The following is a 21,954-nucleotide window of genomic DNA, read 5'->3' as shown; positions in this document are numbered from 1 at the left end:
CGTTGAGTGTCGAACTCGGTGGTCCACTGCGCCGTTCGACACCGAACGCAGAGTTCGACATCGAACAACTCGTTCGGGCTGCCCTACCCGGACTGGACCCGGTAGCGCAGGTGGACCGCGTCCGGGGCGGGCGTGCAGTCGACGAGCTCGAGCTCCACGTGTCCGAGGTCGAGACCCTCGAACAGCGGCGTGCCCGCCCCGAAGAGCCGCGGGGCGACGTGCAGCGAGAGCTCGTCGACCAGGCGCGCCGCGATGTACTGCCGGCCCAGGTCGGCACCGCCCATGACGGTGACGGTCCGGCCACCCGCCGCGGCACGCGCCTGCTCCAGCGCCGACCCGATGCCGTCGGTGACGAACGTGTAGACGCCGCCCGCGGGCACCGCGTCGGGGTCCGGGGCGGCGTGGGTCACGACGAAGACCGGGCGGCGAGCCGGCCCCGACGGCCCGTCCGCCTCCCAGCTCGAGATGGCGTGGTCATAGGTGGTGCGCCCGGCGATGACGGCGCCGAGATCCGCGATCGCCCGGTCGAGGTACTCGCGGTCGGCGGTCCAGGCGTGCAGGTCCAGCCCGCCCGGGCCGAGCGGCTCCTCGGCGGTCTGCGGTGCGGCGGTGACGAACCCGTCGAGCGACGTGCTGATGTCGAAGACGACCGTGCTCATGACTGCTCTCCTCCGGTGGTGCTCGGGCCGGCCGGCGGCGCGCCCTGTCGTGGCGCCGCCGGCCGGTGGGTCACAGCTCGACGCCCTCGCCGAACCGGCCCCGGTGGTCGAGGGGGATGAGGGGCCGGTCGGCCCGGGCCCGGATCTGCTGCACGGCCCACGTGTTGCCGTCCGGGTCGGCGAACCCGAAGAACGTGCCGCCGTCGCGCGGGTCGATGACCTGGACCTCCGAGCACTCGACGCCCCGCGACACCAGCTCGGCCCGGGCGGCCTCGGCGTCGGCGACGACGAGCTGGACGCCCTTGAGCGAGCCCGGCGCCATCTCCTGCTGCGGGGGCAGGCTCCCCACCACGATCGAGCAGCCCGAGCCCGGCGGCGTCAGCTGGGCGACGTGCATGTGCTCGTTCTTCGTGTCGTGGTCGAGGTGGAAGCCGACCCGGTCGCGGTAGAAGGCGATCGCGGCGTCGAGGTCGCTGACCGGGACGATGACGACCTCGAGGGTCCAGTCCACGGCGCTCAGCCGTTCGTCGACGCGGCGTCGGCGGGCGTGCTGGAGGAGGCGGCGACGAGCTCGTCGAGGCGCTCGTAGCCCTCGACCATGCCCTTCTCCATGCCGCTCTGGATCATCATGTCGCGGCCCTCGACCGTGGGGCCGACGCTGTGGCCCTCGAGCCGGCAGCGGCCGTCGCCGAGGTCGACGAAGCGCATGAACTCGATGGCGACGTCGTCGGGCGCGCCTTCGAACTCGAAGGTCTGGATCGCGAGGTCGTTGTCGCGCACCGTGTGGAAGGTGCCGCGGAAGGCGTAGACGTTGTCGCCGTCGCGGTGGGTGTAGCGGTAGCCGCCACCGGAGGTGAAGTCCCAGCGCTCGACGACCATCTCGTAGCCGCGCGGGCCGAGCCACTGGCGGACGAGCTCGGGGTCGCGGTGGGCGTTGAACACGGCCTCGACGGGGGCGTCGAACTCGCGCGTGAAGTCGATCCACGGCACGCCGGCGGGCGCGTCGATGTTCAGGGGGTTGCTCATTTCTGCTGCTCCTTGTCGGACTGGTCGGCACTGCGGGCGGTGCTGGTGGCGCCGGGCGTGGTGGCCGGTGCGGTGGTGCGCTCGAGGAGGGCGTCGAGGCTGCGGTAGCGCTGCTCCGCCACGAGGCGGTAGCGGTCGATCCAGGCGGTCAGCGCCTCGAGGCGGGCGGCCTCGAGGTGGACCGGCCGGCGCTGGGCGTCGCGGGTCCGGCTGACGAGCCCGGCGAGCTCGAGCACCTGGATGTGCTTGCTCACGGCCTGCTTGCTGATCTCGAACGGTTCGGCGAGCTCGTTGACGGTCGCGGCGCCCCGGCTGAGGCGGGCGATGATCGCGCGCCGCACCGGGTCGGCCAGGGCCGCGAAGGCGCGGTCGAGGTCGGCCTCGGACACCGGCGAGAGGATCATTGTCAACCGACTCCTTGATCAATCGATACATTGATTACACCGCACGACCCCCGCGCCGTCAACCCCCTTCGGTCGGAAAAGCGCGTGCGGCTGGACAGCGCACCACAAGACCGCAGTTGCGTGTGTAGAGTCACGTCCATGCCGCACCTGCGCATCACCGAGGCCGCCGCCCTGCTCGGCGTCTCCGACGACACCGTCCGCCGGATGGTCGACGCCGGACGCCTCGCGGGCGGCACCGACGAGGCCGGCCGTCGCACCGTCGACGGCGCCCAGCTGGCCGCCGTCGCCCAGGAGCTCGCGCATCCGGCTGCGGTCGGCGCCATCGGGGGCGCGTCCGCACGCAACCGGATGCGCGGCATCGTCACCGCCATCACCAAGGACACCGTCATGGCCAAGGTCGAGATGCAGTGCGGCCCGTTCCGCATCGTCTCCCTGCTGTCGAGCGAGTCCGTCGACGACCTCGGCCTCGAGGTCGGGTCGGTGGCGGTCGCCTCGGTCAAGTCCACCCATGTCGTCGTGGAGGTCCCCGCATGAGCCGAACCCGCACCACCCTGCTCCCGGCCGCCACCGTGCTCGCGGCCCTGCTGCTGTCCGCCTGCGGCAGCACCACCCCGTCGTCCGCCGACGGCACCGGACAGCCGGGGAAGTCCGGTGCCTCGGCGGCGTCGCTGCAGGGGACCGTCACGGTCCTCGCGGCGGCCTCGCTCACCGAGTCCTTCGACCAGCTGAAGAAGGACTTCGAGGCCGCCAACCCCGGCGTCACCGTCGACACCTCCTACGGCTCGAGCGCGACGCTCGTGCAGCAGGCGAACAACGGCGCCCCTGCGTCGGTGCTCGCCCTCGCCGGCACCGCAGCCGCCGACCCCCTCGACAAGAGCATGGTCAAGGACTCGAAGAACTTCGCGACCAACGTCCTCGAGATCGCCGTGCCCCCGGGCAACCCGGCGAAGGTCGCCACGCTCGGCGACCTCGCCAGGCCCGACGTCAAGGTCGTCCTCTGCGCCGACACGGTGCCGTGCGGCAAGGCGGCCCAGAAGATCTTCACCAAGGCCGGCATCACGCCCAACGTCGTGAGCAAGGAGGTCGACGTCAAGGCGACGCTCGCCAAGGTCAAGCTCGGCGAGGCCGACGCCGCCGTCGTCTACCACTCCGACGTCGTGTCGGCCAAGGACGCGGTCGAGGGCGTCGAGATCCCGGCCGCGGACAACACGACGCTCGACTACCCCGTCATCACGCTGACCGACGACGCCGCCACGAAGGCGTTCGTGGCCTACGTCCTCAGCGCGAGGGGCCAGGCGACCGTGCAGTCGTTCGGGTTCGGCGCGCCCTGACCGGTGCGCCGCCCGACGCGGGCAGGATGGCGTGACATGAGGCAGGGCGGACGGTGGCGCTCGCGCGTCGCCCTCGGCGTGCCGGCGGCGCTGGCGCTGCTGCTGCTCGTCGTGCCGCTCGTGGCGCTGCTGCTGAGGGCCGACTGGGCGCGCATCCCGTCCGACCTCGCGACGCCGACCGTCCTTCCGGCCCTGCGCCTCTCGCTCACGACGACCTCGTGCACCGCGCTCCTGTGCCTGCTCCTCGGCACCCCGCTCGCGTGGCTGCTGGCCCGCTCGGACGGCAGCGCGACGAGCTGGCTGCGCGCGCTGCTCACGGTGCCGCTCGTGCTGCCCCCGGTCGTCGGCGGCGTGGCCCTGCTCATGACGTGGGGACGCAACGGCCTTCTCGGACAGTACCTCTCGCCGTTCGGCATCCAGATCCCGTTCACGACGGTCGCGGTCGTGCTCGCCGAGACCTTCGTCGCGATGCCCTACTACGTGCTCGCCGTCGAGGGGGCGATGCGCGGCCTCGACCCCCGCCTCGAGTCGGTGGCCCGCACGCTCGGGGCGAGCGACCTGCGCTACCTGCGGACCGTCGGCATCCCGCTCGTGCTGCCGGGCATCGCGAGCGGGCTCGCCCTCGCATGGGCCCGGGCGCTCGGCGAGTTCGGCGCGACGATCACCTTCGCCGGCAACTTCCAGGGCCGCACCCAGACCCTCCCCCTGCTCGTCTACGTCGAGCTCGAGCGCGACCCGCAGGTGGCCGTCTCCATCTCGATCCTGCTGCTCGCCGTCAGCGTCCTCGTGCTCGGCGTGCTCCGTGGGCGGTGGTTGCGGTGAGCGCCCCGACGCCACACGCCCCCGGCCACCTCGACGCCCGGGTCCGCCTGCGGCGCGGGCCGATCGAGGTCGACGTCGCGCTGGCGGCCGAGCCGGGTCAGGTCATCGGGGTGCTCGGCCCGAACGGCGGCGGCAAGACGACCACGGTGCTCGCCCTCGCCGGCGTGCTGCCCCTCGAGGCGGGGCACGTCCGCGTCGGCCCGGCCGTCTGGGACGACGGGCACCGACGCGTCCCGCCCGAGGAGCGCGCCGTCGGGCTCATGCTCGCCGACAGCCTCCTGTTCCCCCACCTGCGCGCCCTCGACAACGTCGCCTACGGCCCGCGCAGCCGGGGTGTCGACCGGCGCACGGCGCGCGATCGGGCCCACGACGAGCTCCGACGCGTCGACCTCGCCGAGCGCGCCGCCGCCCGCCCGCGCGAGCTGTCCTCGGGCCAGCAGGCCCGGGTCGCCCTGGCCCGGGCGCTCGCCACCGACCCGGCGCTGCTGCTGCTCGACGAGCCGCTCGCCGCGCTCGACCCCGACACCCGGGCCCGCACCCGCAGCGACCTCGCCGCCCGCCTCGCCGGCTACGACGGCATCACGGTCCTCGTCACCCACGACCCACTCGACGCCCTGACGCTCGCCGACACCCTCGTCTTCGTCGAGGACGGCCGCGTGTCGCAGGCGGGCACGCCGGCCGAGGTGCTCGGGGAGCCCCGCAGCCACTACGTGGCCACCGTCGTGGGCCTCAACCTCTATGCGGGACACGGTGACTCGCACGGTCACGTCACGACGCCGACCGGCGCCCTGCTCGTGACCACCGACCCCACGCAGGGTCCGGTGTGGGCGACGGTGCCGCCCCAGGGCGTCGCGCTCCACCGCTCCCGGCCCGACGGCTCGCCCCGCAACACGTGGCCGCTGCGGGTGGCGTCGGTGACGATGCAGGGCCAGTCGGCCCGCGTCGGGCTGGAGGGCGACCTCGACCTGACGGCGGAGGTGACGCTCGAGTCGGTGGCCGGCCTCGGCATCCGCGTGGGCGAGCAGCTGTGGGCCGCCGTCAAGGCCACCGAGGTGCGCACCTACCCTCGCTGACCCGAAGGTCAGGTGGCGGGCGCCGGTGCGACGTCGCCGACGGGCTCGGCGTCGGGCCGCCCGGTGCTGCGGCGCACGCGCAGGAACGCGAGGACCGACGGGGCCTGCACCACGGCCGCCACGAGCAGCGCCACCGGGATCGAAGCCCACGACGCGAGCGCCCCGAGCGGGGGCCCGCCCGCCACCTGGCCGACGGCGTCGGCCTGGCCGTTCATCGACAGGACCGTCGCGCGGGTGCCCGACTCGAGGTTGCGGTTGAGCCAGGCAGCCTGGATGGGGCCGGCGAAGGCCTGCCCGGCGCCGCGCAGCCACACGCACGCGAGCACGAGCCACAGGTTGCCGAGCAGGGCCACGCCGACGACCGCCGCCACCTGCGCCGACACCGCCACCACGACCGGCACGGCCGGGTGCTCGTCGACGAACCGCCGCGGCAGCCACCGCCCGCTGGCGAGGGAGGCCGCGAGCGAGATGAGCGTGCCGACGAGGGCGAAGGCGGTGAACGCGAGCGCCTCGTCGCCGCCGAAGACCTCCGGCATCGCGAAGGAGTCGAGCAGCCGCACCCGCCAGAGCCGGTCGAAGACCTCGCTCGACAGGCCGACGAGGAGGCTGACGAGGAGGAAGGCCCGCACGACGCGACGGTGCCGGGCCACCCGCAGGCCGGCGACGACCTGGCCGCGCAGGTGCGCGAAAGTCTCGCGCTCGCCACGCGGCGTCGGGTGGAAGTGCCGTTCGGGCATGACGAGCAGCAGCCCGACGGCCAGGCCGACGAGCACGACGCCGGCCACGACGACGGGCACGCGGAGCGCGACGAGGCCGAGCGCGCCCGCGGCCAGCGTGCCGACGACGCTGGCGCCGAGGTCGATCTGGGTCTCGCGCGTGAAGACCGGGCCGACCTCCTCCTCCCCCACCTCGTCGGTGATCCACGCCTGCAGCGCGCCCGAGGTGAACGTGTAGCCGATCCCCCACACGACGTTGCCGACGACCGCGGCGGCGAAGGTGGCGACGAGGCCCTCGAACGCGAAGCCGACGCCGATGAGGAAGAAGCCGATGATGACCGACAGGCGCCGGCTCACGAGGTCGGCGACGACGCCGGTCGGCACCTCGAAGAGGAAGCACGTCGCCTCGAGGACGGTTCCGACGAGCACCATCTGGAACGGGTCGAGGCCGATGACGCGGTACTGGAAGACGAGGTTGAGGGTGAAGCAGGCCGAAAAGGCGAACGCGCTGACCGCGGTCAGCGCGTAGAAGGTCCGTCTCGCATCGGCCGGGCGCAGGGGCACCAGCAGGAGGTTCGGCACGGACCGACGGTACGGCGCGAACGACCCCGACGTCCCCGGCTTTTCGACGGTCCCGGTCGTGTCGGGGCGGTGCACGACGCATCGAGGACGCGCGAGCGGGCGCCGACACGTCGGGTCGGCGCCCGCTCGCCTGTCGGGCCGGCGGTGCTCAGCCGCTCCAGCCGGTGGTCGCCACGTCGATGGGCTCGACCTGGCCGAGCCAGACGTCGCCCTCGACCCGGGCCCGCGTGCTGCGGTCCATCGTCGCCGTGGGGTCGGAGGTGAAGTCGGTGCCGTACTGCTGCACGCGGGTGCCGTGCTTCACGCCGTCCGGGGTCTGGATGCTGATCTTCGTCGCCCACGCCTGGCCCGAGCCGAGGTGCACGTGGGCCCAGTTGCGCAGGTTGCCGTTGCACCAGCCCCAGTACTGCGAGAGCGTGCCGATGCGCTCGCCGCCCCACGAGGCGTAGATGCCTGCGCTGTTGACCAGGTGCGGCGAGCCGCACCCGGCCGGCGAGTCGTTGGCGCTCGCCGGGGCCATGCCGGCGGCCATGGCGGCGACGGCGGCCAGTGCCACCGCGGAGGTCCTGAGGGTCTTCTTCCGCATCATGTCGGGTCGTCCTCTCACGTGACCGAGGTGCCGGCCGGGGCCGTGACCAGCTGCCACGAGTCGTAGGCGGAGTCGTAGCGGTACTCGTCCCACGTCACGTGGTTGCGGGTGCCGTCGGCCTTGTACTCGGCGAGGTCGTAGGAGCAGCGCTGCCACGTGCCGACGCCCTGGGCGTTGCGGCACGAGCCGGAGCCACCCGTCTGCGTGGACCAGCGCACGACGGCGGAGTTGCCGTCCTTGACGCCGTCGTAGACCCAGAAGTTGTCGTACTTCCGGTCGTAGCAGGAGTAGACGAAGTTGGTGCTGCCCGGGTCGGTCCACCAGTACGAGCACTTGAGATCGGCGTCCGAGGCGGCCGGTGGCCGGGGCGCGGCCATCGCCGGGACGGCGCTCGAGAGCACGATCCCGGCTGCCGCCACGGCGACGGCGAGGAGCTTCTTCATGGGGTCCTTCCTGTTTCCTGTGAGCGCGTGCGGTGCTGGACGGGTCCAGCCAATCGAGCCGGGCTAACAGGCGGCTAACACCGAGGCCGTCCACATTTTGGACGAGATGCTCGGACGTCCTAGTATTTCGCCATGCCAGCGACGAGGCTGATGCCCACCGACGACGCCGCCGACCTCATCGAGCTGACGCGCGAGATCTGCCGCAAGGACCTCGCCCCGCGGGTCGACGACGCCGAGCGCGCCCACGCGTTCCCCGAGCAGGCGTTCCGCACGCTCGGGCGGGCCGGGCTGCTGTCGCTGCCCTACCCGGAGGAGCACGGCGGTGCCGACCAGCCCTACGAGGTGTACCTGCAGGTCGTCGAGGAGATCGCCTCGGTCTGGATGAGCGTCGCCGTCGGCGTCAGCGTCCACAGCCTCACCGCCTACCCCGTCGCCACGTTCGGCACCGACGAGCAGAAGGCCGCCCTCCTGCCGGGCATGCTCTCGGGCGACCAGCTCGGCGCCTACTGCCTGTCCGAGCCGCTCGCCGGCTCCGACATCGCCTCGATGACGACCCGCGCCACCCGCACCGCCGACGGCTGGAGCCTCAAGGGCACCAAGGCCTGGATCAGCCACGCCGGGCACGCCGACTACTACACGACCTTCGCCCGGACCTCCGACGACGGCGGCAAGGGCCTGTCGACGTTCATCGTCCCCGGCGACGCCCCCGGGCTGACCTTCGCCGAGCCCGAGCGCAAGATGGGCCTGCACTGCGACCCCGTCGCGCAGGTCATGTTCGACGCCGTCCCCGTCGACGCCGCTCGCCTCGTCGGCGCCGAGGGCGACGGCATGAAGACCGCGCTGTCGGCCCTCGACGCCGGCCGGCTCGGCATCGCCGCGGCCGCCACCGGCCTGGCGCAGGCGGCCCTCGACGCCGCGGCGCGGTACGCGTCCGAGCGCGAGCAGTTCGGGCGCCGGATCGCCGACTTCCAGGGCCTCGCCTTCCTCCTCGCCGACATGGAGGCCGCCGTCACCAGCGCGCGCGCCACCTACCTGCACGCCGCCCGGCTCAAGGACGCCGGACGCGCATTCAGCAAGGAGGCGGCCGTCGCCAAGCTCGTCGCCACCGACGCGGCGATGAAGGTGACGACCGACGCCGTCCAGGTGCTCGGTGGCGCCGGCTACACCGAGGACTTCCCCCTCGAGCGATACATGCGCGAGGCCAAGGTCACCCAGATCTTCGAGGGCACCAACCAGATCCAGCGCCTGGTCGTCTCCCGGCAGCTGCTCGCCCAGGTCCGCTGACCTGCCGACTCCCGCGCATCCCCGCACCACTCGCCTACCTCCCTTGACCCGAAAGGCCCTGCCATGCAGCTGAACTCATCGACCGTCGCCCTCGTGACCGGCGGAGGCTCGGGCCTCGGGGGGGCCACGGTCCGGCGCCTCGTCGCCGACGGCGCCAAGGTGGTCGTCATCGACCTCGAGGGCTCGACCGCCCCGGCGCTCGTCGACGAGCTCGGCGGCGACCACGTCGTCTTCGTGCCGGCCGACGTGCGTGACGAGGCGCAGGTCCAGGCGGCCGTCGACCGCGCCACCTCCCTGGGCGAGCTGCGCATCGCGGTCAACTGCGCCGGCGTCGCCACCCCCGGCCGCGTCATCGGCCGCGGCGGCCCGCTCGCGCTCGACACCTTCAGGACCGTCATCGACATCAACCTCGTCGGCTCGTTCAACGTGCTTCGCCTCGCGGCCGCGGCCATGCTCGCCAACGAGCCCGTCGACGGCGACCGCGGCGTCATCGTCAACACCGCGAGCATCGCGGCGTTCGACGGGCAGATCGGCCAGGCGGCCTACGCGGCGAGCAAGGGCGGCATCGTCGGCCTGACGCTCTCGGCCGCACGAGACCTGGCCGACAAGGCGATCCGCGTCATGACCATCGCTCCGGGCACCTTCGAGACGCCGATGCTCGCCGGACTGCCGGGTGAGGTCAAGGAGATCCTCGAGAAGCAGGTGCCGCACCCCTCGCGCCTCGGCGACCCCGTCGAGTACGCCTCGCTCGTGCGCCACATCGTCGACAACCCGATGCTCAACGGCGAGGTCATCCGCCTCGACGGCGCGCTCCGGATGCCGCCGCGCTGACGCGGCGCCGTCGCGCACAATGGCGGGGTGGGCGAACCGGGTCAGGACCTCGTCGTCGCGCCCGGCCCGGGGCTGCGGCGAGGCCTCGTCATCCCCGCGGCCGAGCTGCTCGAGCGGTTCAGCCGGTCGTCCGGGCCGGGCGGCCAGGGCGTCAACACCACCGACAGCCGCGTCGAGCTGCTCTTCGAGCCGGGCGCGTCGAGCGCCCTGACGCCGACGCAGCGTGAGCGCGCCGTCGCGGCCCTCGGCGGCCGGCTCGTCGCCGGACGCGTGTCGGTCGTCGCGTCGGAGCACCGGTCCCAGCTGCGCAACCGGGAGGCCGCGCGCGAGCGCCTCGTCGCGCTGCTGCGCGAGGCCCTGGCGCCCCCGCCACCGTCACGGCGCGCCACGAAGCCGACGCGCGGCTCGCAGCGGCGTCGCCTCGAGGACAAGAAGCGCCGCGGTGAGGTGAAGTCCGGACGCGGGAGGATGCGCCCCGACTGACGGCCCGTCGTGGCCTCTTGACGGTGAGGCGGGTTCAGGCGTGCGGCGGGGGCAGCACCGTGGTGGCGACGACCGCGTCGACCTCGATCGGTCCGTACACGTGCGGGAACTGCTCGCCCGTCTCCGGGTCGCCGACCTCGTGGACGACCCGGGACCCGAGCCGGGACTCGTCGATCTCGAGCAGGACCAATGGCTCGGTGACGTCGCCGTAGAAGCGTCGGCGCACGACCGGCCACTGCTCGGCCGTCGAGGCGTGGATGAAGCCCTCCTGCTCGAGGGACAGCTGCCGCGTCGACCGTGTGTAGGCGCCGTCGCGCAGGGCCTGCTCCCAGTGGGCCTGCTCGGCCAGGTGGTAGATCGTCACTCGCCCATCATGGCGCCCCGTGGCGGACGCCGGCGGTTAGCCGCTTGTTAGCCGGGGGGCGTTCAGTGCGGAGGGTCCACAGAACCACTGCTTCTGCTCGGGAAAGGTCACTCCCATGCTCAGGAAGTTCGGTACGGCCGTCGTCGCGATGGCGGCGCTGGCCGCCGCCCTCGTCGCCGGCGCCCCGTCGGCCAGCGCCACCGCCCGCAACGGCGTCTGCGAGGACGGCGAGTTCTGCCTCTACTACAACAGCGGCAACGCCGGGTCGCGCGTCGACCTCGTCAACTCACAGCGCGACTACGGCAGCGGCTCCGGCTGCATCGAGTTCGTCAGCAGCGGCGCCGGCCAGGGCCAGTGCGTCAAGAACAACACGGCGTCGGTGTGGAACCGCACCGGCAAGCCGGTGTTCGTCTTCTACAACAGCGACTTCGGCGGCACCTACGACCAGATCCCCGACGGCGCCAAGGTCAACCTCAACAGCAACGTCTACAACAACAACGCCTCGCAGATCATCGGCGACGCCTCCCTGCGCTTCCCGCTCGCCGTCAACCAGGCGGACATCAAGAACCGCACCCCGCACTGGTGCTGGGACAGCAAGGACAACTGCCACCACGACTACAACGCGTCCGACATCTTCGCCGCCACCGGCACCTCGGTGCTCTCGCCCGTCAACGGCACCGTCATGACGAAGAACGTCCGCGCCGGCAGCACCTCCTGCGACAGCGTCGGCAGCACGGTCACCGTCAAGGACGGGTTCGGCCGGCTCTGGTACTTCGCACACATGGACGACAGCCCGGCGCCCGTCGTGTCCGTCGGCCAGTCGGTGAGCAAGGGCCAGCGCATCGGCTACGTCGGCACGAAGTACCACGCCCTGTGCACCGACTCGCACCTGCACATCGACATGCGCGTCGGCGTCGACTCGCGGGTGTCGTGCAGCGGATCCGCTTGCGCCGGCTATGGGTTCGTCAACAACCAGCCCCTCCTGCGCAACGCCTTCCTCGAGCTCCCGTGAGCTGAGGACGCACCTCGCTCCACCAGCACGGCAGGTCCCGGCCCACGTGACCGGGACCTGCCGTTCGCCCTACGCTGGCACGGAGCGCCCCGGGGGAACGGGACTGCTCATCCCTCACGGAAAGGACCGCACATGCCCGAGTCCAGCACCGTAGAACCGGCGCCCGACATCGTCCGCAAGGCCGTGGCCGAGTCCGTCGGAACCTTCGTCCTCGTCTTCTTCGGCGTCGGCTCTGCCGTCTTCGGCAGCAACAAGATCGGCGACACCGGCGTGGCCCTCGCGTTCGGGCTCGTCCTGCTCGCCCTCGCCTACTCGATCGGTCCCCTCACGGGCTGCCACGTCAACCCCGCGGTCACCCTCGGGATCCTCCTGCGCAAGGGGATCACCACCGCCGAGGCCGGCTACTACTGGGTCGCCCAGCTCGTCGGGGCCGTCGTCGCCGCGGCGCTGATCAAGCTCATGGTCTCCGGGTTCGGCGGTGTCACGGACCAGACCGGTGCCCTCGGCACGAACAACTGGGGCCCGACCATCAGCATGGGCGGCACCTTCGTGCTCGAGGTGGTCCTCACCTTCCTCCTCGTGTTCGTCGTGCTCCTCGTGACGCACCGCCAGGCGGCTCCCGGGTTCGCCGGGCTCGCCATCGGCCTCACCCTGGCCGTCATCCACCTCGTCGGCATCCCGCTCGACGGCACGTCGGTCAACCCGGCGCGCAGCATCGGGCCGGCACTGCTCAACGGTGGCGAGCCGCTGGCCCACGTGTGGCTGTTCATCCTCGCCCCGCTCGTGGGCGGGGTCATCGCGGCCCTCGCCGCGCCGTACTTCGAGACGGCGATCTCGCACCCCGAGGTGGACCCCACCGGTGCGGACGTGCCGGGCTGACCGCGCCCGCGCGACGACACCCGCCCCGACCACGAGCCCGGGGCCCGACGACCGAGGTCACGGGCCCCGGGCTCGACCGTGCCGGGCCGGGGACCAGCGACGGGTCACCCGTGACGCGTCCCCCGGCCGCGCTCGGCGGCGTGCCGGAGGGCCCCGACGTCGAGGACCGCGATGCGTCCCCGGAGCAGCTCGACGACGCCCTCGGCCTCGAGGTGGCGCAGCACCCGGTTGGCGGTCGGGCGGGTGACCCCGGCCAGCTCGGCCAGCCCGCTCTGGTTGAGCGGGACCGTGACGCTGACCGCGTCGTGCGACGAGGCCGAGTAGACGTCGCAGAGGCCGGCCAGCCGTCGCACCACCCGCTGCTCCGCCGGCTGGTGCAGCGCCTCCATGAGGGCGTCCGTGAGCCGCGTGACGCGCGCCGCGAGCAACCGCAGGAGCAGCCGGTTGACCTCCGGATGTGACGCGCAGAGCCGCTCGAACTCCACGTAGGCGAGTGTCATCGTCACCGTCGGCTCGATGGCCTCGACGGTGGCCGTGCGCCGGCCGTCGCGCCGGATCATCGCGAGCTCGCCGAACGTCTGCCCCGGGCCCATGACCGTGTACGCGTGCACGTCGCCCGACTCCGACGCACGCCAGGCCATGACCCTGCCCTCGACGACGAAGTGCACGGTGTCGGCGGGATCGCCCTCGTGACAGACGATCTCGCCCGCCGCGAATGTGCGCCGACGCATGCGGGCCAGCACCGCGCGGCGCTCCTCCGGCCCGAGGTCGGCCAGCAGGCCGGGCGTCGGTGTCATGCCGGTCGCGGGACGAACGGGTGCCCGCGCGCACCCGTGGAGTGTCGCGGCGGGCACAGACGCGGGGCCGAAGGAACGGGATCGTCGTGCCCGAGGACATCCGGAGGGCGAGGGGCCTCGAACCCCTCGCGGAGGCAGGAGCTCGACATGACGACCACGACCGGACGGCACGCACACCCCGACCTGGCCCACCACCACCCGCGGGTCACGCGGACCCGGCTCGGGTCGTGGACGTGGGAGTGCGACTGCGGCAGCGCCTCGGCCCGCGCGGCCCTGGTGCGGCTGACCTGGCGGCAGGCGTTCATCGGCGCCCTCATCCACTCGGCCTCGATCGCTCCCTGACCGCTCACCGCAGACCCTCGCCGAGGCGTGCGGGAGCCGGCACCGCCAGCGGCCGCAGGGAGGCGCGCGCCTCGGTGAGCAACGCCGACTCCGCCCGGTCGAACACCTCCTGGGCGGAGTCTGGCGTGTCCCCGATCGCCGTCATCCCGACCCGGCCGCACTCGGTGATCGAGCTGATCATGTGGAAGACGACGCCGGTCTGGCGCGACTGGTCGAAGTGCAGGCCCGAGCGCGCGACGAGGTCGAACAGGTCCTCGGTGCGCAGCCCCCTGAGCGCCGGGTCCTCGAGGTGGTCGGTGGCCACCAGGTGACGGGCCTGCCCGGACGGCGTGACGAACCGGCCCTCCTCGTGCACGTACTCGCCGTCGGTGAGGAACTGGAGCGTGAGGAACGGGTGGGTCGTGCCGCCCTTGCGCAGGTTGATCTCGATCGCGTGCGCCTCCCACGCGTCGCCGTGGCGCACGACGACGAAGTCGAGGGCGAAGCGTCCGATCACGCCCTTGTCCGCGAGCACGCGTCCCACCCGCTCGGCATCGCGCGTGATGGTCGTGGCGTAGGCCGGGTCGGCGGGGAAGCGCGCACCGAGGTAGAGCTGCCCGGTCGGACCGCCGAGGATCTGGTCGTGCGTCGAGAGGATCTCGAGCTCGCCGAGCGGCGTGACCCGCAGCTGGACGCTCGGGCTGCGCACCTCGTCGCCGACGACGCGCTCCTCGACGATGCCGCCGATCTCCTCGAGCCGACGCAGGTAGGCCTCGACCGGGACGGTCGTGTCCTCGAGCTGCAGGTTGCGCAGGCGCTCGACCACGGTCTCCCGCACGCGTGGGTCGGACGCGTCGGACGCGTCGGACGCGTCGGGAAGGTCGCGGAGGTCGACGAGGGCGTTGCCCGACCCGGACACCCCGTCGTTGAGCTTGACCAGGGCCCACGGCGCCGAGGGACGCGAGGCGTGCAGGTCGAGGAGCGCGTCGACGACGTCGTCGGTCGAGTGCAGGTCCTCGGTGCCGTATGGGTGCTCGACGCCGGCCTCGGCGAAGACCCGCCGGCAGCCGGTCTTGGTGCCCAGCGGATAGAGGCGCGGGTCGGCGGCGTACATCGGTATGCCGAGCAGCAGGGCCAGGTCGCGTTCCCGCGGCGTGCTCGTGTACGGGACGAGGTGCGACCGCGCGGGGTCGGGCACGAGGGAGGCGATGTGGGCCAGCAGCCGCGGTCGTCCGAGCAGCTTGTCGGTGAGCGGCGTCGCCGAGGAGTCACCGACCGACACGAGCTGCAGCCGCGAGCGGGCGTGGCTCGGGATGACGCCGGGCAGCAGCGACAGGTAGTACTCGATGATCGCCTCGCTCACCGGCATCGAGGTCACGAAGACCATCCGCAGCCGCGGCTGGCGCAGGAGCAGGAGGAGGAAGAGGAGCCGCTCCTCGAGGGCCTGGTTCATCGCACCGGCCGACGGGCCGATGCGGTCGATGCTCATCGACGGCACGACGACGACCGACTCGAGCGGGTCGTCCTGCCGGATCCGGCGCCAGACGTCAGGCAACCGGGCCTGGAGGTCGTCGAAGAGGCGCTCGACCTCCGCCTGGTCGAGGTCGGCGATCCCGCCGGCCGGTACGCCGGCGATCATGGCGTCGTTCATGGGGTGGCCTCCTGCCTGACGGTGCCGACGACCTCGTGGACCTCGAGGGGCCGCGCGATCCCGCGCAGCTCACGCGGCCCGAGCGACCTGGTCTCGAAGCGCTCGTCGAGGCCCGCGAGGACGCGCGGGCTGACGAGCACCTGGCGCGCGGCCGCCGACGCGCACAGCCGTGCCGCCACGTTCGTCACGGTGCCGATCGCGGCGTAGTCCCAGCGCCCCTCGAAGCCGACGCGCCCGAGCGTCGCGTAGCCCTGCGCGATGCCGACGCCGAAGCCGAGGTCGTAGCCGCGCCGGCGCCACGCCTCGGTCAGGTCGTCGACGCGGTCGCGCATCTCCAGGGCCATGAGCACGGCCCGGACCGGCGCGTCGGGGCACGGTGGCGGGTCGTTGAAGAACACCATGAGGCCGTCGCCGGCGAAGTGCTCGAGCGTGCCCTCGTAGGCGAAGACGAGCTCGCCGAGGGCGGCGTGGTACTCGCGCAGCACCGACATCGTCTCCTCGGGCTCGGCCGTCTCGGCGAACGCCGTGAACCCGCGCAGGTCGGTGAAGACCGTCGTGATGTCGCGGCGGTGGCTCTCGAGGAACGACTCGTCGCCGGACTCGACGATGAGCCCGGCGATCTGCGGGGAGAGGAAGCGGCGCAGCCGGCCGAGCCGCTGGAGGTCCTCCACCTGCGCCGCCACGCGCGACTCGAGCTCGGCGTTCCAGAGCTCGAGGGCCCGCGACTGCTCGAGGACGACGTCATGCAGCCGCTTGACGCGGGCGAGCGACCGGACCCGGGCCAGCAGCTCGGCCGGGTCGAAGGGCTTGGTGACGAAGTCGTCGGCGCCGGCCTCCAGCGCCCGGACCCGCTCCTGCGCACCGCTCGCCGTGACCATGACGACGGGGAGCAGGGCCGTGCGCGGGTCGGACTTGATGCGGGTGCACGTCTCGTAGCCGTCGAGGCCCGGCATGAGCACGTCGAGGAGCACGACGTCGACCTCCGCCTCGGCCAGGGCCGCGAGCGCCGCGTCGCCCGAGGCCTCCGAGCGCACGAGGAAGCCACGCGGCTCGAGGACCGCGTGCATGAGCTTGCGGTTCTGCTCCAGGTCGTCGACGACGAGCACCCGCACCCCCGTCAGGGGCTGCGCGAGGGTGTCGGCGGAGATGCCCATCAGCGCTCCACCTCGTCGCGGTGCGGCAGGTGACGGCGCACCTGCGCCGGGAACTCCCGCACGCTGATCGGCTTTTCCAGGTAGCCCGAGAACCCGGAGGTCAGCACCCGCTCGCGGTCGCTGCGCATCGCGAAGGCGGTGAGGGCGACGACCGGGATGTGCGCGGTGGGGCCGTGGCCGCGGAGCTGCTCGAGCGCGGCGAACCCGTCGATGCCGGGCAGCTGGAGGTCCATGAGGATGACGTCGGGCAGCGAGGCCCGGGCCCGCTCGACGCCCTCCTCCCCCGTCGTGGCGACGACGACCGTGAAGCCCGCGTACTCCAGCACGTCGCGGGCGAGCTTGAGGTTGCGCTCGTTGTCCTCGACGAGGAGCACGACGGGCGGGCGGGTCACGACGGCTCCTCGTCGGCGTCGTGGTCCGAGGCGACCGCGGCGAGCCGACGGGCGAGGCCCGCCAGGTCGAGCCCCGCCTTCTGGGCCACGAACTCGATGCGTCCCTCGAGACGCGAACGGTCCTGCGGCGTCAGGGTCTTCGCGGTCAGTACCACGATCGGCGGCCCGTCCGAGTCACGTTCGGGGCGCAGCTCGTCGATGACGGCGAAGCCGTCGACCTGCGGCATGAGCAGGTCGATGACGACGACCGACGGCGCGACCTCGCGGACGACGTCGGCCGCCTCCCGGCCGCCCGCGCACGTGTGGACCTCCCACCCGAGCGGCTCGAGCGTGCTGCGCACGAGCTTGAGGGCGAGGGGGTCGTCGTCGACGACGACGACGCTGAGCCGCGGCCCGGCGCCGTCGTCCGGCGTCCGGTGCGGCAGGACCCGTGAGACGGCCGCCAGCAGGTGCTCCCCGCTCACCGGCTTCACGAGGTACTCGGTGGCCCCGAGGGCGAACCCGCGGCCCCGCTCGGGCTCGACGCTGACGATGACGACGGGCACCGACGCCGTCCGGGGGTCGGACTTCAGCTCGGTGAGGACCTCCCACCCGTTCATCCCGGGCAGGTGGATGTCGAGGACGACGGCCACCGGCTGCTCGGCGCGGACGAGCTCGAGGCCCTCCTCGCCCGTCGCGGCCCCGAGCGCCCGCAGGCCGGCGACGCGCAGGTGCAGCCCGACGAGCTCGGCGGAGCGGGCGTCGTCCTCGATGACGACGACCGTGGGGCCGGACGCGTCGGCCCCCTCCTCCCACCGTGTCTCGTCGGGAGGGGCGCCCGGCGCGCGCTGGGGCACCGCGATGCCGAAGGTGCTGCCCTTCCCGGGCGTGCTCGTCAGCCAGAGCCGCCCACCGTGCAGCTCGACGATGCGGCGGCTCAACGTGAGGCCGAGCCCGGTGCCCTCGCTCGTCGAGGCCGACCGCTCGCCCTGCTGGAAGGAGTCGAAGATCCGCTCCTGATCCGCGGGGTCGATCCCGATCCCGGTGTCGGTCACGGTGACGAGGACGTCGTCGCCGTCGCGCCACCCACGCACGTCGACGCGTCCGCCGTCGGGCGTGAACTTCACGGCGTTGCTCAGCAGGTTGAGCAACACCTGCTTGAGACGCAGCTCGTCTGCCGTCACGACGCCGAGGGAGTCGGCGACCTCGAGCGTCAGGTCGATGCCGTGCAGCGTCGCGCGCTCCCGGACGAGCGCCAGCGCCTGCGCGATGACGTCCTCGACGGGGAAGGTGCTGAGGTCGAGCTCCATGCGACCCGCCTCGATCTTCGACAGGTCGAGGATGTCGCCGAGGAGGGCGAGCAGGTGACGACCCGCGGAGTGGATGTCGCGCAGGTAGTCCTCCTGGCGCTCGTTGAGCTCGCCGAACATCCGCTCGAGCAGCACCTCGGAGAAGCCGATGACGGCGTTGAGCGGCGTGCGCAGCTCGTGCGACATGCTGGCGAGGAACTCCGACTTGTGCCGGCTGGCCTCGGCGAGCTCGACGCTCTGCTGCTCGAGCTGCTGGTAGAGCCGGGCGTTGGTGAGCGCCACGGCCGACTGGGCGGCGAAGGCCGCGAGCAGCTCGCACGTGTCGGCGCTGAAGCTGCCCGGTGACTTGCGCCGCACGACGAGGGCCCCGACGACCCGTTCCGCCCGGGTCAGCGGGATGGCCACGAGCGAGCGCCAGCCCGAGCCGTGCAGCACCGCGAGGTGGTCGTCGAGGGGCGGCGGGACGGCGTCGAGGTCGGGGATCTGGAGCACCTCACGCGTCCGGGCGGCGCGCCCGACCCACGTGCTGTCGATCCGGATCTCGGCCTCGCGGAGCGCCGCGACGACCTCCGGGCTCGTCCCCGACACCGTGCGGACGCCGAACAGGCCCGTCTCCTCGTCGAACTCCATGAGCGAGCCACCGTCGGTGCCCGACAACTCGACGGCCCGGGACACGATGAGCGCGAGGATCTCGTCGGGCACGAGGGTCGAGCTGATGGCCGCGCCCACCTCCGCGAGCGCCTCGAGCTGGTCGACCTTGCGGGCCAGCTCGGCCGACCTGCTCTCGACGGCGGCGAAGAGCTCGACGTGGCGCAGCGCCAGCGCCGCCTGCTCCGCGAACGTCGTCAGCAGCTCCTCGGCCCGCTCGTCGAACGGGTCCACCTCGGTGCGCCAGACGTTGAGGGCGCCGACGACCTCGTCGCCGACGACCATGGGGGCGCCCATCATGGTCCGGTAGCCACCGAGCTGCTGGAAGTCGGTGCGCCCGTACGTGGCGTCGGCGAGGACGTCGTCGATGCGGTGGACGACCCGGTCCATCGCGACGCGTCCGACGAGGGTGGCCCGGTCCCGCGCGATGGGGTGCGCCGCGACGAAGTCGACGAACTCCCGCGTGAGGCCGCTCGAGCGGGCCAGCACGAACGAGTCCCCGTCGACGAGGTAGATCTGCGCCACCTGGGCGGCGAGCAGCCGCCGCGCGTTGTCGACGACGGCGTCGAAGACCCGGTCCCGCCCCGGCTGGCCGGTGCGCGTGGCGCTCGTCAGCACGCGGAGGATCTCGCTCGTGGCCCGGAACTGCTGCTCCGCCTTGCCGAGGCGAGCATCGAGGTCGGCCCGGTCGCGGTCGATCGCGTCGTCGTTGCGTTGCTCGAAGTCGGCCATCGAGCCCCCAGTAGCGCGTGCGGCGGCCGTCGTGTGAGGGACGACCTGCCCAGCAGTCTCCTCCTCCCGCACCTGCGGCGGGACGGAACGGATGCCCTGGGGGGCTTTGTGGCGGTCCGGGTGGTCGCGCGGCAATCCTGCCGTCCCGGCATGTTGTGTTCCGGGGCGCGGCGTGCGATGGTCGAGGACAGAGCGGTCCAGCCAAAAGGCCGACTCGTGCCCAATCGAACGGACGAGTCATGGCGCCTACCGCCGACCGGTCCACCCCTCCCCCGCCCCGTGGCACGCCAGTCGGCGTGCCGTCCGGGCCCGACAGCACCCGCACGGCCACGCACACCGACCGCGACGCGGTCACCGACGCCCTCTTCGCCGAGCTGGCGAGGGCGGTGACGCCGGCGGCGCACGACGCCGTCGTCGAACGCATCTGCGTGCTCTACCTCGACCTCTGCGCGACGCTCGCGGCCCGGTACTCCGGGCGCGGCGTCGAGCAGGACGACCTCGTCCAGGTCGCCCGCCTCGCCCTCGTCGGGGCAGTGTCGCGCTACCGACCCGGGGCCGGCCCGTCGTTCGCGGCCTACGCCGTGCCCTCGATCACCGGCGAGCTCAAGCGCCACTTCCGCGACCGGGCCTGGCTCGTGCGCCCACCGCGTCGGCTCCAGGAGCTGCGCGCCGACGCCACCGCGGAGCGCGAGCGCCTCGAGCAGTACCTCGGGCGCCCGGTCACCGACGCCGAGCTGGCGCAGTCGCTCTCGAGCACGGCCTCGGAGGTGCGCGAGGCGGTCGCGACCGGACGGTACTTCCACGCCGACCCGCTGGAGCAGCGCGTCCGCGACGACGACAACCAGCCCATGGAGCGCGGGATCGCCTGCGACGACGTCGATCTCGACGGCGCCGACGACCGCGTCACCATCGGCTCCGCCGTGCGCCACCTGTCGACGGCGGACCGTGACCTTCTGCACCGCCGCTTCGTCGACGACCTGAGCCAGCGCGAGATCGGCGAGGCGCTCGGGGTGAGCCAGATGCAGGTGTCGCGCTCGCTCCGACGCGTCCTGCAGACGCTGCGGGAGCGGATCGCCTGACGCGCTCGCGCGACCGGGCGCGCGAGCCCCGGCGCGCGAGCTTTGACGTCGTGCCATGGTGTCGGCATGCAGCAGCGCGCGGACGACCCCGGACACGCGGGCCCGCTCGTCCCGGGCCGGGCGCGGTTCTCGGCCCGTGGCCAGCGGCGGCTCGTGGCCCTGGTGCAGGTGCTGGGCCTCGCGGTGTGGTTCTCGGCCACGGCGATCGCGCCGAGCCTGCGCACCGAGTGGGCCCTGTCGACGACCGCCGCGGTGTGGCTCACGGCGTCGGTGCAGGTCGGCTTCGCCGTCGGGGCGGTCACCTCGAGCACGCTGGGCCTCGCCGACCGGGTGCTCCCGCAGCGGCTCATGGCCGCGAGCGCGCTCGGGGCTGCCGTGTGCACGGCAGTGCTCGCGCTCGCCGCGCACGGTCCCGGCACTGCCGTCCCCCTGCGGGCCCTGACCGGGTTCTTCCTCGCCGGCGTGTACCCCGTCGGCATGAAGCTCACGGCCTCGTGGGTCGGCTCGGACGGCCGTGGGCGGGCCTTCGGCGTGCTCATCGGCGCGCTGACGCTCGGGTCGGCGATGCCGCACCTCGTCGCGAGCGTCGGGCCGCTGCCGTGGCGCGGCGTCATGCTCGTCGCCGCCGCGATCACGCTCGTCGCCGCCGGCATCGCGTGGTTGCTCGTGCGCCCGGGGCCGCTGCTCAGCGCATCCGCCCGCCCGCACGCCCGCTACGCCCTCGAGGTCTTCCGGGAACGCCGCCCCCGGCTCGCCAACCTCGGCTACTTCGGTCACATGTGGGAGCTCTACGCCTTCTGGACCTGGCTGTCGGCCTTCCTCGTCGCCGGACGCGAGGCGTCCGGCCGGGGCGGACCGGGCCCTGCCGTCAGCCTGCTCACCTTCGCCGTCATCGGGCTCGCCGGCGCGGTCGGTGCGCTCGTCGGGGGTGTCCTCGCCGACCGGCGGGGGCGCTCGTTCGCGGCGACCTCGGCCCTCGTGGTCAGCGGCGCCTGCTGCCTCGCCTCGCCGTGGGCGTTCACCTGGCCGCAGCAGGCCCTCGTGCCGTTCCTGGCCGTGTGGGGTGCAGCCGTCATCGCCGACTCGGGGGTCTTCTCGACCGCGCTGAGCGAGAGCGTGGACCAGCGCTTCGTCGGCACGGCCCTGACGGTGCAGACCGCGATCGGCTTCGCCCTCACCGTCGTGACGATCCAGCTGGCCGCGGTGCTCGCGGCCCGCGTCGGGTGGCAGTTCGCCTTCCTCCTGCTCGCGCCCGGGCCGCTGGCCGGGGCGGTCGCGATGTGGCGGTTCGGCCGGAGCAGCGGCGACCACCTCGGCCGGGGGTCGGCTCCGTCACTGCTCAGCGAGAGTGAGCACTGACGTAGCGAGCCCTACGTCAGTGCTCACTCAGGGT

Annotated in this window: 25 protein-coding genes; 12 read left to right on the top strand and 13 right to left on the bottom strand. The window is 73.0% G+C overall.

The window, feature by feature from the left end; genetic code table 11:
* Nucleotides 1-83: 83 nt before the first annotated feature.
* From BIV28_RS11530 to BIV28_RS11515, 4 genes are all read right to left on the bottom strand, one after another.
* The gene (locus BIV28_RS11530) at nucleotides 84-659 is read right to left on the bottom strand and encodes a dihydrofolate reductase family protein (RefSeq protein WP_076261956.1); all 576 of its coding nucleotides are present in this window, start codon (nucleotides 657-659) and stop codon (nucleotides 84-86) included.
* A gap of 70 nt (nucleotides 660-729) precedes the next feature.
* A complete protein-coding gene (locus BIV28_RS11525) occupies nucleotides 730-1,170 on the bottom strand; it encodes a VOC family protein (protein WP_076261954.1) in 441 nt (146 codons plus the stop codon).
* 5 nt (nucleotides 1,171-1,175) lie between these two features.
* Nucleotides 1,176-1,685, bottom strand: a complete 510-nt coding sequence (locus BIV28_RS11520; protein ID WP_076261952.1) for an SRPBCC family protein — start codon at nucleotides 1,683-1,685, stop codon at nucleotides 1,176-1,178.
* The gene (locus BIV28_RS11515; RefSeq protein WP_076261950.1) at nucleotides 1,682-2,089 is read right to left on the bottom strand and encodes an ArsR/SmtB family transcription factor; all 408 of its coding nucleotides are present in this window, start codon (nucleotides 2,087-2,089) and stop codon (nucleotides 1,682-1,684) included. Before BIV28_RS11515 ends, BIV28_RS11520 begins: the two co-directional genes overlap by 4 nt.
* Before the next feature lie 138 nt (nucleotides 2,090-2,227).
* Here BIV28_RS11515 and BIV28_RS11510 point away from each other — a divergent pair, with 138 nt between their 5' ends.
* Genes BIV28_RS11510 through BIV28_RS11495 form a run of 4 tightly spaced genes read left to right on the top strand, consistent with a single transcriptional unit; the run spans nucleotide 2,228 to nucleotide 5,315 of the window.
* Nucleotides 2,228-2,623, top strand: a complete 396-nt coding sequence (locus tag BIV28_RS11510; RefSeq protein WP_076261948.1) for a TOBE domain-containing protein — start codon at nucleotides 2,228-2,230, stop codon at nucleotides 2,621-2,623.
* On the top strand, nucleotides 2,620-3,420 hold the full coding sequence (gene modA, locus BIV28_RS11505; RefSeq protein WP_076261945.1) for a molybdate ABC transporter substrate-binding protein: 801 nt from the start codon (nucleotides 2,620-2,622) through the stop codon (nucleotides 3,418-3,420). Before BIV28_RS11510 ends, modA begins: the two co-directional genes overlap by 4 nt.
* A gap of 36 nt (nucleotides 3,421-3,456) precedes the next feature.
* Nucleotides 3,457-4,242: an ABC transporter permease gene (locus BIV28_RS11500; protein WP_076261944.1), complete on the top strand. Its 786-nt coding sequence runs from the start codon at nucleotides 3,457-3,459 to the stop codon at nucleotides 4,240-4,242.
* The gene (locus tag BIV28_RS11495; protein WP_083707266.1) at nucleotides 4,239-5,315 is read left to right on the top strand and encodes an ABC transporter ATP-binding protein; all 1,077 of its coding nucleotides are present in this window, start codon (nucleotides 4,239-4,241) and stop codon (nucleotides 5,313-5,315) included. The genes BIV28_RS11500 and BIV28_RS11495 overlap by 4 nt, the downstream gene beginning before the upstream one ends.
* A gap of 8 nt (nucleotides 5,316-5,323) precedes the next feature.
* On the opposite strand, the gene BIV28_RS11490 is transcribed toward BIV28_RS11495, so the two are convergent.
* The 3 genes from BIV28_RS11490 to BIV28_RS11480 all read right to left on the bottom strand — a co-directional run bounded on the left by BIV28_RS11490 (nucleotide 5,324) and on the right by BIV28_RS11480 (nucleotide 7,645).
* Nucleotides 5,324-6,613 carry an MFS transporter gene (locus BIV28_RS11490; RefSeq protein ID WP_076262198.1) on the bottom strand — a complete coding sequence of 430 codons (1,290 nt, stop codon included), beginning with the start codon at nucleotides 6,611-6,613 and terminating at the stop codon, nucleotides 5,324-5,326.
* 148 nt (nucleotides 6,614-6,761) lie between these two features.
* Complete coding sequence (locus BIV28_RS11485) at nucleotides 6,762-7,202, bottom strand: hypothetical protein (RefSeq protein ID WP_076261942.1); 441 nt, start codon at nucleotides 7,200-7,202, stop codon at nucleotides 6,762-6,764.
* Between the two features lie 14 nt (nucleotides 7,203-7,216).
* Nucleotides 7,217-7,645 carry a hypothetical protein gene (locus BIV28_RS11480; protein WP_076261940.1) on the bottom strand — a complete coding sequence of 143 codons (429 nt, stop codon included), beginning with the start codon at nucleotides 7,643-7,645 and terminating at the stop codon, nucleotides 7,217-7,219.
* Nucleotides 7,646-7,777: 132 nt separating this feature from the next.
* Here BIV28_RS11480 and BIV28_RS11475 point away from each other — a divergent pair, with 132 nt between their 5' ends.
* The 3 genes from BIV28_RS11475 (at nucleotide 7,778) to arfB (ending at nucleotide 10,243) form a co-directional block, all read left to right on the top strand.
* A complete protein-coding gene (locus tag BIV28_RS11475) occupies nucleotides 7,778-8,929 on the top strand; it encodes an acyl-CoA dehydrogenase family protein (protein ID WP_076261938.1) in 1,152 nt (383 codons plus the stop codon).
* A 63-nt stretch (nucleotides 8,930-8,992) separates the two neighbouring features.
* Nucleotides 8,993-9,760, top strand: coding sequence for an SDR family NAD(P)-dependent oxidoreductase (locus tag BIV28_RS11470; protein WP_076261936.1), 768 nt, complete (start codon nucleotides 8,993-8,995; stop codon nucleotides 9,758-9,760).
* A 27-nt stretch (nucleotides 9,761-9,787) separates the two neighbouring features.
* Nucleotides 9,788-10,243, top strand: coding sequence for an alternative ribosome rescue aminoacyl-tRNA hydrolase ArfB (arfB, locus tag BIV28_RS11465; protein WP_083707265.1), 456 nt, complete (start codon nucleotides 9,788-9,790; stop codon nucleotides 10,241-10,243).
* A gap of 34 nt (nucleotides 10,244-10,277) precedes the next feature.
* Here arfB and BIV28_RS11460 read toward each other — a convergent pair whose 3' ends face one another.
* Nucleotides 10,278-10,607, bottom strand: a complete 330-nt coding sequence (locus BIV28_RS11460; protein ID WP_076261934.1) for a DUF952 domain-containing protein — start codon at nucleotides 10,605-10,607, stop codon at nucleotides 10,278-10,280.
* Between the two features lie 115 nt (nucleotides 10,608-10,722).
* Between BIV28_RS11460 and BIV28_RS11455 the strand changes: the two genes are divergently transcribed.
* Together BIV28_RS11455 and BIV28_RS11450 are read left to right on the top strand one after the other, a co-directional pair.
* Entirely contained in the window at nucleotides 10,723-11,619 is an 897-nt protein-coding gene (locus BIV28_RS11455) for a peptidoglycan DD-metalloendopeptidase family protein (protein WP_076261933.1), read from the top strand.
* 132 nt (nucleotides 11,620-11,751) lie between these two features.
* A complete protein-coding gene (locus BIV28_RS11450; protein ID WP_076261931.1) occupies nucleotides 11,752-12,498 on the top strand; it encodes an aquaporin in 747 nt (248 codons plus the stop codon).
* Nucleotides 12,499-12,602: 104 nt separating this feature from the next.
* Here BIV28_RS11450 and BIV28_RS11445 read toward each other — a convergent pair whose 3' ends face one another.
* A complete protein-coding gene (locus BIV28_RS11445) occupies nucleotides 12,603-13,295 on the bottom strand; it encodes a Crp/Fnr family transcriptional regulator (RefSeq protein WP_076261929.1) in 693 nt (230 codons plus the stop codon).
* Nucleotides 13,296-13,442: 147 nt separating this feature from the next.
* Here BIV28_RS11445 and BIV28_RS11440 point away from each other — a divergent pair, with 147 nt between their 5' ends.
* On the top strand, nucleotides 13,443-13,637 hold the full coding sequence (locus BIV28_RS11440; protein WP_076261928.1) for a hypothetical protein: 195 nt from the start codon (nucleotides 13,443-13,445) through the stop codon (nucleotides 13,635-13,637).
* Nucleotides 13,638-13,641: 4 nt separating this feature from the next.
* Here the strand turns inward: BIV28_RS11440 and BIV28_RS11435 are convergent, their stop codons facing one another.
* Genes BIV28_RS11435 through BIV28_RS11420 form a run of 4 tightly spaced genes read right to left on the bottom strand, consistent with a single transcriptional unit; the run spans nucleotide 13,642 to nucleotide 19,482 of the window.
* Nucleotides 13,642-15,267, bottom strand: coding sequence for a peptide ligase PGM1-related protein (locus BIV28_RS11435; RefSeq protein WP_083707264.1), 1,626 nt, complete (start codon nucleotides 15,265-15,267; stop codon nucleotides 13,642-13,644).
* On the bottom strand, nucleotides 15,264-16,421 hold the full coding sequence (locus BIV28_RS11430; RefSeq protein ID WP_076261926.1) for an adenylate/guanylate cyclase domain-containing response regulator: 1,158 nt from the start codon (nucleotides 16,419-16,421) through the stop codon (nucleotides 15,264-15,266). Before BIV28_RS11430 ends, BIV28_RS11435 begins: the two co-directional genes overlap by 4 nt.
* Nucleotides 16,421-16,813: a response regulator gene (locus BIV28_RS11425; protein ID WP_076261925.1), complete on the bottom strand. Its 393-nt coding sequence runs from the start codon at nucleotides 16,811-16,813 to the stop codon at nucleotides 16,421-16,423. The genes BIV28_RS11430 and BIV28_RS11425 overlap by 1 nt, the downstream gene beginning before the upstream one ends.
* Nucleotides 16,810-19,482, bottom strand: coding sequence for a GAF domain-containing protein (locus BIV28_RS11420; RefSeq protein ID WP_076261923.1), 2,673 nt, complete (start codon nucleotides 19,480-19,482; stop codon nucleotides 16,810-16,812). The genes BIV28_RS11425 and BIV28_RS11420 overlap by 4 nt, the downstream gene beginning before the upstream one ends.
* A gap of 296 nt (nucleotides 19,483-19,778) precedes the next feature.
* On the opposite strand from BIV28_RS11420, the gene BIV28_RS11415 reads away from it, so the two are divergent.
* A complete protein-coding gene (locus BIV28_RS11415) occupies nucleotides 19,779-20,561 on the top strand; it encodes a sigma-70 family RNA polymerase sigma factor (protein WP_076261921.1) in 783 nt (260 codons plus the stop codon).
* 66 nt (nucleotides 20,562-20,627) lie between these two features.
* Nucleotides 20,628-21,920, top strand: coding sequence for an MFS transporter (locus BIV28_RS11410; protein WP_083707263.1), 1,293 nt, complete (start codon nucleotides 20,628-20,630; stop codon nucleotides 21,918-21,920).
* The last annotated feature ends 34 nt before the right edge of the window (nucleotides 21,921-21,954 follow it).

The organism is Intrasporangium flavum (genome assembly GCF_001956915.1).
Lineage (GTDB): Bacteria > Actinomycetota > Actinomycetes > Actinomycetales > Dermatophilaceae > Monashia > Monashia flava.
This window is presented reverse-complemented; position numbering and strand designations above follow the sequence as displayed.